We start from the raw sequence: 13,177 nt of genomic DNA on the forward strand, positions 1-13,177 counted from the left end.
AGCTCATCCTATTCCCGCAGAAGTCTCACCAGTTGCTTATCTCCACTCTGACTGGCTCTCCATACTTTTAAAATAAGTTCATCTTGTCAGAAAATAAAAAGAAAGTGGACTGGATAGATTTTGATCGGACACAAACTACAATCAAAACAGGAATCTTTACGAATAAGTTATCAGAACCATACGTAAGTACGAAAGCAAGACTAAGTGATTGGAACGGCAGGCGGCGACTCCAGCGGGAAAAGATCGAGTCCGAAAATCCTTATTGCGACACGGTAGTGGAGCAATAAGGAATGTTAGACTAAAACCACCACGTCCTGTGGCAGATCTTTTGGTGGGACGAGTAACCGCAGTCCCAACGTCTAACTGACCCACATCCTGTGCGCCCGAGGCCGATCCCGCGGAAAGCGTCCGCCTAGAGTGGAAATCACGGGCATAGCACCAACAAATTTATTCGTGTTTTTTCCTCAATTAAGTCATTAAGTCAAGTACTATACTTAAAAGCAATGCCAACCTTAATCAATCTAAGTATAGACTGAAGATTTTGCTGCGAAAGTTGAGTACTAAGTATATAATATGATTAGATTTGATGGGAGGTGTGAGTGTTTGATCAAACAAAGTTGCAATCTAATCGCATTGATCATTTTTTATGATGAAAATTTCAAAGAAGAAGTCGCCTTAGTCTACAGTCCAACTAGCTACTATTATCTCATTATGCCAACGAAACACTTTCACACGTCTGAAGAGAAGAACGGAACATTATATATTACTGAAATTAAAAATGCTTTCTTTATCCCAAGTGCCGATGTCGAGAAAAAACTCAAAGAATGGCGCAACCGAGACTAACACCGTCTTTCCTGCTCAGGGAGTGGTGTTTTAGTTTATTTGAGTTGAAATATGGATTTCGGGATGGTATCTTCAATTTGTGGACGGGCGCACACAAATAGGCACTCAACTCAAACATCAGGAGGTGAATTTTTCACAAAAAAATCTTTAGTCTTGTTAAGTAAGCATCACTAAAGATTTCATTCACTATTTACTTTTCTTAAGAGCAGAATTAATAAGTCAACATAGGTAACTGGATTCATTGACAAGACAGTACTAATTTCTTGTTTATCTTTATAGTTTGGGTTTTGTTTAATATCCTGATTAAACTGCATATCTTGATACTTCATCTTTCTTAGCCACTGACTATTTTCAATCGCTGTATCTGTTTTTTCATAGAGTGTTGCAAAGTTATTGTGATACCATGGCTTATTTTTTTCGTAGTTTGGAATCGGAAAAATAGTTCCAGGTTCCGTAAAGCGATTGAACTTTTCAAAGTGTAAGGCAATCCAATTTTCCCAACATCTATTTGATATCATTATTTTCACTTGTGAATCTTGTGCTAAACTTTCGATAGCTTTACATCTATTATTTAGACTATGTTCTCTATCATTATAGTCAATATCCCCATCAAAAATTGCAATAAAATGATCATACTGATATTTTTTTCGATTTTTCTTCTTCTTCACTTCTTTAAGAATATTTTTAAATTCTTGTTCTCTTTTAATAATTCTGATTGTTATATTATCCAACTTTCTTGCAAACCTTTAAAAATGCTCATTCTCACAGTTAGTTTTATTTTGAAAGGATTCTATATACATATGAAAAACTGGTTTAATTTTTCTTGTCATTAATAAATCACCTTAGGTATCGCACCTAATCGTCCTTCATTGTACATATTTCGCCAATTATGATTTTGGTAGCTAACATCTTGAAATTCAGCTAATGAATATAATTCAGACTGAAGCAATTGATTATCTTTCTGAATAAACCAAATCTGTTCCTTTGACATATTATTCATTTCTAAAAAATCAGTATTGTGAGTCGTAAAAATGAATTGTGCTTTTGTGTCTGATTGGTTTAGAAATAGATCAAGAGTATAGCGCTGGATCATTGGATGATAATGATTTTCTATTTCATCAACAATATATAATTTATGATTCGTTAGACAATCAAATATTTGAATAAACTCATGAATAAACTTAATTGTCCCTAATGATTCCTGACGGAGATCTAATGAATATGAAACACCTTCAATTGTGCGTAAAGTTTTTATTGTATAGGATCTATTTTTACGCCTTCTATTTATAAAGCTTTCTTTTAACTCATCAGGAATATCCCCCTCAATATCTGCTAGAAAGTTTTCAATTTCTTGTTCCGTTGTATCAACAATATCAAAATCATCAATTTTTATATCAATATCATCTAATGCAGCTAATATTTGATCTTTTAATGACTCATCATGCTTGAGATTTTCAGCTATATAACTTTTATCAAATTCATCATCCAAAATAATAATATCTTTATCGATATAATCATAACAAGCCTTCAAAATTTGATAGGCCTTACCTGTAATCGATTCTTCAAAAAACTCATAATTAATTTTGTTAACAAAATTATACATCAAAGTTTCATCAATAAAGTTTCTAGGTTCAAAGTAATTAATAATTGGTTTAAGTGATAAATCAAATGTTGTAATCCGCTGACCTTCCCTTTCAAAAATAACCTTTTCTTCCGAAAGTTTTGTTTTCAGCACATCCCTATAAGATATACGTTCTTTGCTGATCTTATTTTTCACAAATTCTAACTGATAATTAATAAAATATTTTTCCTCTTCTATTTCCTTAATTAATTCAATATTCAGTATCGAAGGTTTAAAACGATCTGAGAAATGAAAACCAAAATTATTTTTTAGTATATGGTCGTTTTCTGATGATGTAACTAAGTTTTTTAATACGCCTACCCCAACAATAAAGTTGGTTTTTCCACCTGCATTCGACCCGTAAATAATACCACCATTTAAAATATATTGATTCTTATTTGTTGCAATACTTGGAATCTTCCCCAAAATATTATCGTTAAATATTTCAGAACGGTTATAATCAGCTACTAACGAAAAGATTTGACGATCTTTGAACGACAGAAAGTTTTCTAACTCCAGTTTCAATAGCATTTTAATCAACCTCCTTCTACATATAATATACAACTTACATCTTATTTATTCAATTATAAATTAGTTTTCCTTATTTAAATTTTAATTCCACAAAAAAACAATGAGTATGTTCGACACTCATTGTTTTTAGGAAAAATCAGTCACGTTGATAGAGATCACGCGTATATACTTTTGTGACGACGTCGTTGAGCTCGTCGTTCATTCGATTCGCAATGATCACATCGGCAGCTTGCTTGAATTGGTCAAGCTCATTGATCACACGTAAACCATTGAATGTTGTGTTGCCTTCAAGAACAGGTTCATAGACAACGACTTCAACACCTTGTTTCTGAACCAGTTTAATCACGTCTTGTATTGATGATGCTCTAAAATTATCGGAGCCAGATTTCATTGTTAGGCGATAAACACCAACAACAGACGGATTTTGCTTCATAATCGAGTCCGCAATATGCTCTTTACGTGTCTGGTTCGAAGCAACAATCGCCTTAATAATATCATTCGGTACACCTTCATAGTTTGCTAGCAATTGCTTCGTATCTTTCGGCAAGCAATAACCACCAAAGCCAAATGACGGGTTATTATAATGACTACCGATTCGTGGATCAAGGCCAACCCCTTCGATAATTTGTTTCGTATCAAGACCTTTACGCTCAGCATAAGTGTCAAGTTCATTAAAGAATGCGACACGAAGACCTAAGTATGTATTAGCAAATAATTTAATTGCCTCTGCTTCTGTCGGGTCCGTGTAAAGCACGTCGACATTCTCTTTTTCTGCCCCTTCAACTAGTAAACTCGCAAGCTCACGAGCACGCTCTGAATCCTCGCCAATCACGACACGTGACGGATAAAGATTATCATAAAGCGCCTTTCCTTCACGTAAAAACTCCGGTGAAAAAATTAACTTATCTGTCTGATATTTTGCTCTCATTTTTTCCGTATAGCCAACCGGAACAGTCGATTTAATCATCATCGTTGCATCTGGATTAATTTCCAGCACATCTTCAATTACCTTTTCCACACTAGTCGTGTCAAAGAAGTTTTTTTCTTCATCGTAATCCGTCGGTGTTGAAATCACGACATACTTCGCACCTTCATATGCCTCTTTCGGTGATAACGTTGCCGTCAGATTCAATTCTTTCTCAGCGAAAAAGCGCTCAATATCATCATCACCAATCGGCGAAATTCGTTTGTTAATTAAGTCAACCTTCTCCTCAATCACATCTAAGGCAAAGACCTCATGCTTCTGCGCAAACAAAACCGCAATCGATAACCCAACATAACCCGTACCCGCCACAGCAATTTTCATATTTACACCTCATTTAATTATTTTAAAACAAACAATCTGATTATTTCTACCTATATCATTATATCATATGCTCACCATTTCACAATATAAAACCTAGAAATCTTTAAAAGCTTTATAGACCACTAATTTATGAAAAATTTCCTTCTGGTTGCAAACAAAAAAGCTAGAGTGTAGTTTCCCCTACTCTAGCTTGAATTGCTTTTATCCCCAAATTTTAATGTTATTCTTACCTGCAGTTAAATTGTTGAGTGGACCAACAGGACTTTCATCGGAGCGGACTTGATCAAGTAAATCCTGATCAACAACTAGATCCGAACCATCCGGGCTTTCAAATTGTGCATCAACAATTCTAACCCGTGGTAATGTTGATGTCGATTGAATCTGTCCGATCATTTGATCAAAATTCTCTGGTAGTTCACAAGAAAGAAACACCTGATCGCCCTGATCAATAATCTCAAAGTTTGGATCAAAGTCTGGATCAACCCACTTATCTGCTTCATTTTCATACGGATCAGCACCGTTTAAGTATGCGTTCTGATCAATATAAACAGGTTGTTCGACACGATCAAAGGCCGCATGATCAGCATTCATTTCATGGACAACTTCGATATATTTTTCTAATGAAGATGGATAGCCTTTATAGTGCGCCGTTCCAACACCTTCAAGACCAGCTTTACCAAAGTAAAGGTTGTTGTAAAAACGATCATCACCACCGTAAACAAGCGCAAAGCCAGCCACTTTTGTGCTATGTGGTAAATGATATTGCGTCGAACGTTTTAATTCTTTGCGATGAACCATTTTACCAGCAAATAAATTATTGACATAAGCTCCGCCTTGGGCAATATTATCAAGGGCATAATCAGACCCAAGGATATTGTTATCAACAAGATATGGACCATGGCTCACTTCAACAAATAAGTCACGATTATTTTTGTATAGAATGTTTTTACTAATTCGAGTGCCTTGTGTTTGCCAGTCTAACCACAATCCGAGCGAGCAATTATGAATTCGGTTATGATGAATTTGGACATCAATCGCTGCATGCAGTTTAATGCCAGCGATTTCATGCCCATAAAATTCACGTTTTAAGGCGATATTGTAAATATGGTTGTCATAAATTTCACTGAACACACAACCTAAATGCCCAACAATCCCGTTCTGTCCACAATCATAAATTGTATTATTACGAACGATATGTGAACCAATCGTTTCTTTACTCCAGCCTTTTCGTTCCGCATCAAAAACAGATTCTAATTGATATTGATAGCCAGGCTTGTCACGACGAACAGTCCGGTAATGATGGCCAGTTGATTTTTCTTTACCAATACTGATCGCGCTACACTTGGCATCATGAATCAGATTGTTTTCAATGATCCAGCCTTTACTCCAGTTAGCACCGATTAATCCAGGCTGATCAGCCGTTGGTGGCGACCACGGTGTAGCGGCCTGCGCCATTTCAAATCCTCTAACGGTAATATAATCAATACCTGTTTCTTCTGGATAGAAACAAGAACGACGCACGTTAATCTCAACTAATTCCTGATTCGGATCTGCTCCTTGGAAGTTAGCGTAGATCGTTGTATTTTGATGATCTACTTCTGAATACCAGACATATTTTGTCTGATCCTGATTATGAACAGGAATGACTTGACGTGTCCAGTGGTCATAAGTTTCTGTTCTCACTTCAGGATTTTTTAACTTTTCATAGCTACTTACTTCATAAAATGACAGCCCATTTAAATAGACGTCACCCAAATGTTTAATTTCTTCAACCGTGACAAGCCAGTCGCCAAACACCGTTTCTAGATATGGATTATAGTCACCGAAAAATGGATTCGGGATCACAACTTTCCAGACAGTTCCTTCAACGAGCTCCCAATTTTTAATCTCTTCAGATCCCTTAATGACAACATGCTCACCTTCCGCCGCTTGATATGTGATCCGACGATGTTCACTTAATCCTTTATATCTAGGTTTAACCCATTCGCGATAAACTCCTTCATGAACGGTTACTGTATCCCCTGGAATAGCAAGTGAAGCGGCTTGATTAATTGTCAAAAATGGATCATCTTTTGTTCCAGTTGCTTGATCAGACCCAGTTTTAGCTACATGGTAATCCACTTCAAATTCCACCTTTCTATAATTAACTTGAATTAACCCCATTATAGTGCGATCGGTTAGACAGTTCTATTCCTAATGTAGTATACTTTAAGACATTATTCGTGTATGTGAGGAGGTTTAGTAATGGTCTTTTTTCAATCACATGGTGTTGAGGAAAAGGAGTTTTTTCACTGGATGCCCTTAACTGAATATCAATTTCCACTCCATTTCCACCGTGCATACGAGCTAATCTTTGTTAAAAAAGGCAAGTTGCTAGTGACCGTTAATCATGTTGAATATACGTTAGAATCGAATCAACTAATTTTTATTTTTAGCAATCACATTCATGATATGAAAATAATTGGTGAATCTGAAGTGACAATTATCTTGTTTTCGCCAGAATTAATTGGCGATTTTTTCACCGAATATAAAGGCTCAAGCCCAAGTAATCCCGTGATTAAACTTGATTCACTACCTAATTTGGAAACATTAACATCAATCTATAAGCAAAAAAGTTTCCTTTACCAGCTCTGTGGTGAACTGATTGATCAAACTGAGTTTATTAAAATTGAAAGCTCGACTAAAACGAGACTATTGCACCGGATTTTATTATTTGTTGATGAAAACTATCAATCCAACTGCTCATTAAAAGACGTCGCCAAGCATTTGCGCTACGACTATCCATACTTATCAAAACTATTCGTCCAAATGACAAACATGACCTTTACCGATTATTTAAACAATTACCGAATCTCACAGGCATGTTATTTACTGAAAAATAGTGGCTTTTCAATTAGTGAAGTGGCTACTCAGTGCGGTTACAATCAACTCCGCACCTTTCACCGTAATTTCAGAGCGATTATTGGTAAATCGCCAAAACAGTATCGAGAAAACAGTTACTGATTATTTAGGATTCGCGATTTGCGCTTGAACGCACGTAGGTGAGTTTTCCCCAAACAAACGCGAGTGAATTTTTCACGAATCAAGCATTGGAATCGTTAACGCTAATTCATCGAGATCCGCCAAGGTTAAGTCGGTAAATTCAATAATTTTTTCATAGGGGATGTCTGAGCGCATCATTCTCAAGGCGATTCGTTCTTTTTCCTGTTGCTCGCCATAGTATTGCCATTCGATCAGATTCAATGGCTCTTCTTTGATCAAGATTGGAGGATTTATCTTGCGCTTGCTTAAATGACTTGCCAATTTGAAATAGGGGTCTTGCTTAACAAGCTCAATAAATCGTTGTGGGTGCTGCTTGTCGTTGAGGTGACAAATAAAGTAAAGCCATTTTTCTAGAGTTGTCTGAGGCCTCTCGGTGGTAAACTTCGGCAATTCGATATAATGAATTTGCTGAGTTTCTCGGTGACTGGTGTATGTGGGTGTGGTCGATTGGAAGCGGTGGTGGTAATGGTCACTTTCTAGCAATAGATTGAAATTCAAAATGTGAATCATAAAACGCTCAGCTTGAGTTGTCGAACTGATCTGACCGAGCCGCTGATTAATCGCGAACTTACTCGACTGCTTTTGAAAATAATCATGATCGTGCACCTGGATCCGAATCGTCACATGACTCCTTTCATCTATCAGCGCATCAATCAGCCAGCTCGACTGTTGATCAGACGCAAAATAACAGCGCTGACTTTGAACACTCGCGATCTCCTTAATTGATCCCCTCAGTGACTTGCTCAAGATTGCGTTTAAGAAACTTCGCAACACAAGCTGACATCCCTTTGTTTTCTGAAAAAATATCGACTCAAACTGCTTTAATAAAATAAACTTTCTCTCATATTCCATATCCAACTACTCCTTTCGTTTTACATTAAGTTATCATAGTTTGATTACTTTGTAAAAAAGTTCCTTTCGATAAAATTGCGTTGAAATATGAGGTAAATTGTTGAATTTTTATTGAATTGATCAAAAACAGGCTGAAAATAGCTGTTGTTTAATTATTTGTCAGCAAAAAACTGTCAACTTGTTTAGCAGTCGACAGCTTTGATTTTCTAAAATAAGATTCGGGCAAGATAAATGACAAATGTCACCGTAATCGCTGATGCGAGCGTTGAGAACATCACAGCCTGTGTCGCAAACGCTGGATCATCACTATATTCCTGAGCAACAACCGAACTATTGACAGATGTTGGCATCGCTGAAGCTATAAATAGCGCCTGCGCGGTAATGCCTTCAAGACCAAAGACAAGGATCATCAAGTAAGCAATGATCGGTCCACCAATTAAACGGATCAACATACTCAGATAGACTAGTCTAAGTCCTTTTGTCAATTTAATCGTCGCAATTTGCGCACCGATTGTGAGTAAAGCCATGCCAACCATTGCATTCGCAATATGACCAGCAGGTACGAGCACAAGATCAGGCAAAGGCACGTTGAAAAAATTCAACAGGAGCCCCGCAACTAAACCATATAAAACAGGCATCCGAAAATAACCGAGCAACGCACGCCATTTACCTTTTGATGACACACGAATTGAGAAAATACCATATGAAAAAAGAAAGATATTTTGAAAGGTCAGTGCGACAACTTGGATCGATGTCGCCAAAGGATCCCCCTGAAAAACAAGCGCATTAACTGGTACACCATAATTTCCTGAATTAAAGAAAATCGTACTATTGGTAAACAACGTCTTACGATTTCCCTCAAGTTTGAGCGCTTTTCCGACCAACGTTGAAATCAGAAAAATAATTGCCACAAACAAGATAAAAAAACCGAGAATACTAAAGAAAAAATACCCACTAAATTCAGCCCGATACATCGCATTAAAAATAAAACCCGGAGCTAAGAAATAAATATTGACCTTTGCCAATGTTGATAAATCAAGCTTATACTTGATCTGAATAATATAACCGACGAGCATCAGCACAAAGACTGGCCCGATAATTTCCCGTAGAATCAATAATAGTTCCGCCACTTTTGTCCCCTCTACTTCCTGATCTTTTTCTCAAAAATAATTCCTCTCTTTATTCGAGTAAGAGAGGAAACGTTATATTTAGTATAACGAAAACAGTTAACTTTGTCATATTCGTGTGTGATTGATCATCAGTCATACGTACTTTACTTAACTTGACTGCATTTCGGAGGACTTGTCTGTATTTCATCCAACTCGTCTGCATTTCGATGGACTTGTCTGTATTTCAGCCAACTTGTCTGCATTTCGATGGACTTGTCTGTATTTCAGCCAACTTGACTGCATTTCGATGGACTTGTCTGTATTTCAGCCAACTTGTCTGCATTTCGATGGACTTGTCTGTATTTCAGCCAACTTGACTGCATTTCGATGGACTTGTATTCCATTCTGTCATATCAAGTTGAACTTACTGAAAGATATCTTCCGCTTCATGAAAGCCATCAGCAATCACAGTCTCTTCGATATTATCTTTTGTCACAGCAACAGGTGTTAATAATACTGTTGGGACATCTTTTTTACCATTATTAATCGTTAAATCTGTTTCAATCGTTTCACCTCGTGCCATTTGCACCGAAATTTCAGCTGCTTGTTCAGTCAGCGCTTTAATCGATTTATAAACAGTCATGATTTGTCCACCATTAACGATCCTTTGAAGTCCTAATAACTCAGCATCTTGACCAACAATTGGAATCTCACCTGACAAACCATATTCCTCCAATGCATCATAAGCAGCTCCTGCCGTTGCATCATTGGCAGCAATGACGGCATCAATTTGATCGCCATTTACCTCTAATGCCGCTTGCATATTCTTTTTGGCATTAATCGGCAACCACGCATCTGTCCATTGATCATAAACAACCGTAATATCACCTCGTTCAATATATGGTTGTAAAACGCTATAGACACCTTCTCGCATTAAGAGTGCATTATTATCCGTAACGGGGCCACCTATATAAACATAATTCCCTTTCGGTACAATTTTCGTCATAGCTTCTGCTTGGAGTACACCGATTTGTTCATTATCAAATGAAATATATAAATCTATATTCGCATTTTTAACCAAACGATCGTATGAGACAACTGGAATATCAGCCATTTGTGCCTTTCCAACAATAGTTGTCGATGCTTCAGCATTGTGAGGAACGAGCACCAAGAGATCAATTCCTTGGCTAATTAAGGTTTCTGCTTGCGAAATTTGAAGCGCATCATTCCCATTTGCTGTTTTAACTTCAACCCTTGCTCCAAGTTTTTCTACCGCTTCAACAAACATATCACGATCCTTTAACCAACGTTCTTCCTCAATCGTATCCATCGAAAGCCCAATTGTTAACATTTCATTTGAAATCGGCTCTTTAAGACTATCAGCTCCATTGCTGATCTCCTCTTCTATACCATTATCCAACTCTCGATTAGTTGAGGCCAAACACCCCATTAACATCAATACGCTCAGCAGATTTAAAATAATCAACAAGTGATAAGATAATTTCATTCATCTCGCCTCCTTTGCTTGATCTCAACTTAATCTAACTTAAAATTTAATTGATTATCGATTAGTTAAAACTCTTTCTCGAAAAGTCATTGGTGAGATACCTGTTGTCTTTTTAAAAACTTTACTGAAATAGTTGGGATCATGATAACCTACATCATAAGAAATTTCTTTAATACTTTTTTCAGGATTTTGAATCAATTCTTTCGCTTTTTCAATCCGACATTCTGTTAAAAAATCAATATAATTAATGCCCAATTTTTCTTTAAACATTTTACTAATATAAATAGTACTTAAACCAACACGATCGGCTAATAAATCGAGCGATATTTCTTCACTAGAATGATCAATAATGTATTGTTTAATTTGTTTAATCACATCACTTTCTAAATTTTGATGATAAGTTTGATACTTCTCTTTTAATCGGTTAAGGAACAGACGAATTTCTTCAATAAACTGTTGATACGTTTCACTATAAAGCTTAAGTGATTTCCATTCTAAATGAATATTCATTTCATCAAGTAATCTAGAAATCATCCAAATTAATTCTAAGATTTTTTGTTGAGTAGTTTCCAATGGGGACTGGTCCTTTTCATAGCACTGAATCAGTGTCGTTAATTTTTGCGAAATATTATCCCACTCACCTAAACGTACTTGATCAAAAAACTGTTGTTTACGATATTTATCAAGCTGTCTATCACAGTTGTTATCACCAATTGGGAGGTCTTGATAAAAGCGATAATGGTTGGTCCGATCCATATCAATCATTGCAATCAATGCTTCTTGATAAGATTTTTGGACGTGATCAAGCGAAGGATACACATCACCAATCCCAATTAGCCAACCTTGATCGATCGTTTGATGACGTTTTTTGAAAGCATCTTGAACAATTTTGATTGCTTGTGAACGAAAGCTTTTCTGCTGATCTCGAAACACAATCACCGGAAACTGCCTACCGTATAATGCACCAATCCAAACACCACCCACCTGTTTGATTAGCTCATTCATTACTGTATAAATTTCAAATTTTGCGCCAACATCAATACCCCTTGTTGGCTCATCCAAAATTAATATTTTTGGTCCAACAAAAAGCCATTTACCTAATGACACCTTTTGTTGATTACCTCCACTTAACTTTTCAACAAGTTGTTCAATTGATGAAGCCTTGATTCCAAGTGACTTTTTATAGTGTTCAGCAACTTTTATTTCTTCATTTTTATTAATAATGCCGCGATCAGAAATACCCGCTAACTTTGCAACTGAAATATTCTGAGTAATATTTTGTGTTAAAAATAACCCATTATCTTTTCGACCTTCAGTAACATAAGCGATCCCTTCAGCGATTGCTTCACTCGTATGTTTTAAGTCTTTTTTATGACCATTAATAACAAGATCACCGGTTAATTTATAGTTGCGTTGATTACCAAAAATGCTTAAAGCTAATTCAGTACGTCCCGAACCCATTAACCCTGCAATACCAACTATTTCACCTTTATTCACGTGTAAATCAGCTTTTTTTACGACATGACGTCCCAGCTGTGAATCATACGCAGACCAATTGTGCAATTCGAATACACGGTCACCAATTTCCTTTTTTGGTAGCTCTGGATAAATCGCATTCAACTCTCGCCCAACCATATGCTTAATAATTGTTCGCTCATCTATCTCACCTTTTTTGGCATCAAGGGTACAAATTGTTTTGCCATCTCGTAATACCGTTGCTTTATCAGCAATATCAACAATTTCTTGTAGTTTGTGAGAAATCATAATACAAGTGATCCCTTGTTTTTTTAGCTCCTTGATTAATTGGAGTAAATTTTCACTATCGGTTTCATTCAGAGCTGCTGTCGGCTCATCTAAAATAAGTAGCTTTACATTTTTACTCATCGCCTTGGCGATTTCAACAAGTTGTCTACTGCCGACGCCTAGATCTTTAATTAATGTTTTCGGATTTGCTTTTAAATTTACTTTGTCTAGCATTTCTCTTGCTTTGACAATGGTTTGATTCCAATTAATGATCCCTTTATCTCTCACTTCATTATTGATATAAATATTTTCATAGATTGGGAGATCGGGAAATAAAGCAAGCTCTTGATAAATAATTACAATTCCAGCATCAACACTTTCATTAATTTTATTAAACTGTTGGACTTTCCCTTGATAGACAATATCTCCTTGATATTCACCGTATGGGTAGACACCACTTAATACTTTCATTAAAGTTGATTTTCCGGCACCATTTTCACCAACTAAACAATGAATTTCTCCTTGCTCTACTTTAAAATTCACTTCATCTAAAGCTTTTACACCAGGAAATGTCTTACTGATATCATGCATTTCAAGAATATACTTAGACATTTTTCACCCAC

The 13,177-nt window shown here is 36.3% G+C and carries 10 protein-coding genes and 1 pseudogene; 2 read left to right on the forward strand and 9 right to left on the reverse strand.

Annotation, left to right across the window (positions count from 1 at the left end):
• The first annotated feature begins 603 nt into the window (after positions 1–603).
• Positions 604–843 carry a hypothetical protein gene (locus tag ABD814_RS01235; RefSeq protein ID WP_344909611.1) on the forward strand — a complete coding sequence of 80 codons (240 nt, stop codon included), beginning with the start codon at positions 604–606 and terminating at the stop codon, positions 841–843.
• A gap of 179 nt (positions 844–1,022) precedes the next feature.
• Here the strand turns inward: ABD814_RS01235 and ABD814_RS01240 are convergent, their stop codons facing one another.
• The 4 genes from ABD814_RS01240 to ABD814_RS01255 all read right to left on the reverse strand — a co-directional run bounded on the left by ABD814_RS01240 (position 1,023) and on the right by ABD814_RS01255 (position 6,422).
• Entirely contained in the window at positions 1,023–1,574 is a 552-nt protein-coding gene (locus ABD814_RS01240) for an RloB domain-containing protein (RefSeq protein WP_344909613.1), read from the reverse strand.
• A gap of 98 nt (positions 1,575–1,672) precedes the next feature.
• The gene (locus ABD814_RS01245) at positions 1,673–2,995 is read right to left on the reverse strand and encodes an AAA family ATPase (RefSeq protein WP_344909614.1); all 1,323 of its coding nucleotides are present in this window, start codon (positions 2,993–2,995) and stop codon (positions 1,673–1,675) included.
• Between the two features lie 136 nt (positions 2,996–3,131).
• The gene (locus tag ABD814_RS01250; RefSeq protein WP_344909615.1) at positions 3,132–4,301 is read right to left on the reverse strand and encodes a nucleotide sugar dehydrogenase; all 1,170 of its coding nucleotides are present in this window, start codon (positions 4,299–4,301) and stop codon (positions 3,132–3,134) included.
• A gap of 201 nt (positions 4,302–4,502) precedes the next feature.
• Positions 4,503–6,422 (reverse strand): right-handed parallel beta-helix repeat-containing protein, encoded by a 1,920-nt coding sequence (locus tag ABD814_RS01255; protein WP_344909617.1) that lies wholly within the window; start codon positions 6,420–6,422, stop codon positions 4,503–4,505.
• Positions 6,423–6,545: 123 nt separating this feature from the next.
• Here ABD814_RS01255 and ABD814_RS01260 point away from each other — a divergent pair, with 123 nt between their 5' ends.
• On the forward strand, positions 6,546–7,304 hold the full coding sequence (locus ABD814_RS01260; RefSeq protein ID WP_344909618.1) for a helix-turn-helix transcriptional regulator: 759 nt from the start codon (positions 6,546–6,548) through the stop codon (positions 7,302–7,304).
• Positions 7,305–7,376: 72 nt separating this feature from the next.
• Here the strand turns inward: ABD814_RS01260 and ABD814_RS01265 are convergent, their stop codons facing one another.
• From ABD814_RS01265 to ABD814_RS01285, 5 genes and pseudogenes are all read right to left on the reverse strand, one after another.
• A complete protein-coding gene (locus ABD814_RS01265; RefSeq protein ID WP_344909619.1) occupies positions 7,377–8,195 on the reverse strand; it encodes a PD-(D/E)XK nuclease family transposase in 819 nt (272 codons plus the stop codon).
• Positions 8,196–8,401: 206 nt separating this feature from the next.
• Complete coding sequence (locus tag ABD814_RS01270) at positions 8,402–9,325, reverse strand: AEC family transporter (protein WP_344909621.1); 924 nt, start codon at positions 9,323–9,325, stop codon at positions 8,402–8,404.
• Between the two features lie 403 nt (positions 9,326–9,728).
• On the reverse strand, positions 9,729–10,811 hold the full coding sequence (locus ABD814_RS01275) for a sugar ABC transporter substrate-binding protein (RefSeq protein WP_344909622.1): 1,083 nt from the start codon (positions 10,809–10,811) through the stop codon (positions 9,729–9,731).
• 54 nt (positions 10,812–10,865) lie between these two features.
• Entirely contained in the window at positions 10,866–11,816 is a 951-nt protein-coding gene (locus ABD814_RS01280) for a helix-turn-helix domain-containing protein (RefSeq protein ID WP_344909656.1), read from the reverse strand.
• A pseudogene (locus tag ABD814_RS01285) lies at positions 11,796–13,166 on the reverse strand (ATP-binding cassette domain-containing protein); the annotation flags it as partial. The gene ABD814_RS01280 and the pseudogene ABD814_RS01285, both read right to left, overlap by 21 nt.
• Positions 13,167–13,177: the final 11 nt, after the last annotated feature.

It is taken from the genome of Amphibacillus indicireducens, assembly GCF_039539605.1.
Taxonomy (GTDB): Bacteria; Bacillota; Bacilli; order Bacillales; family Amphibacillaceae; genus Amphibacillus; species Amphibacillus indicireducens.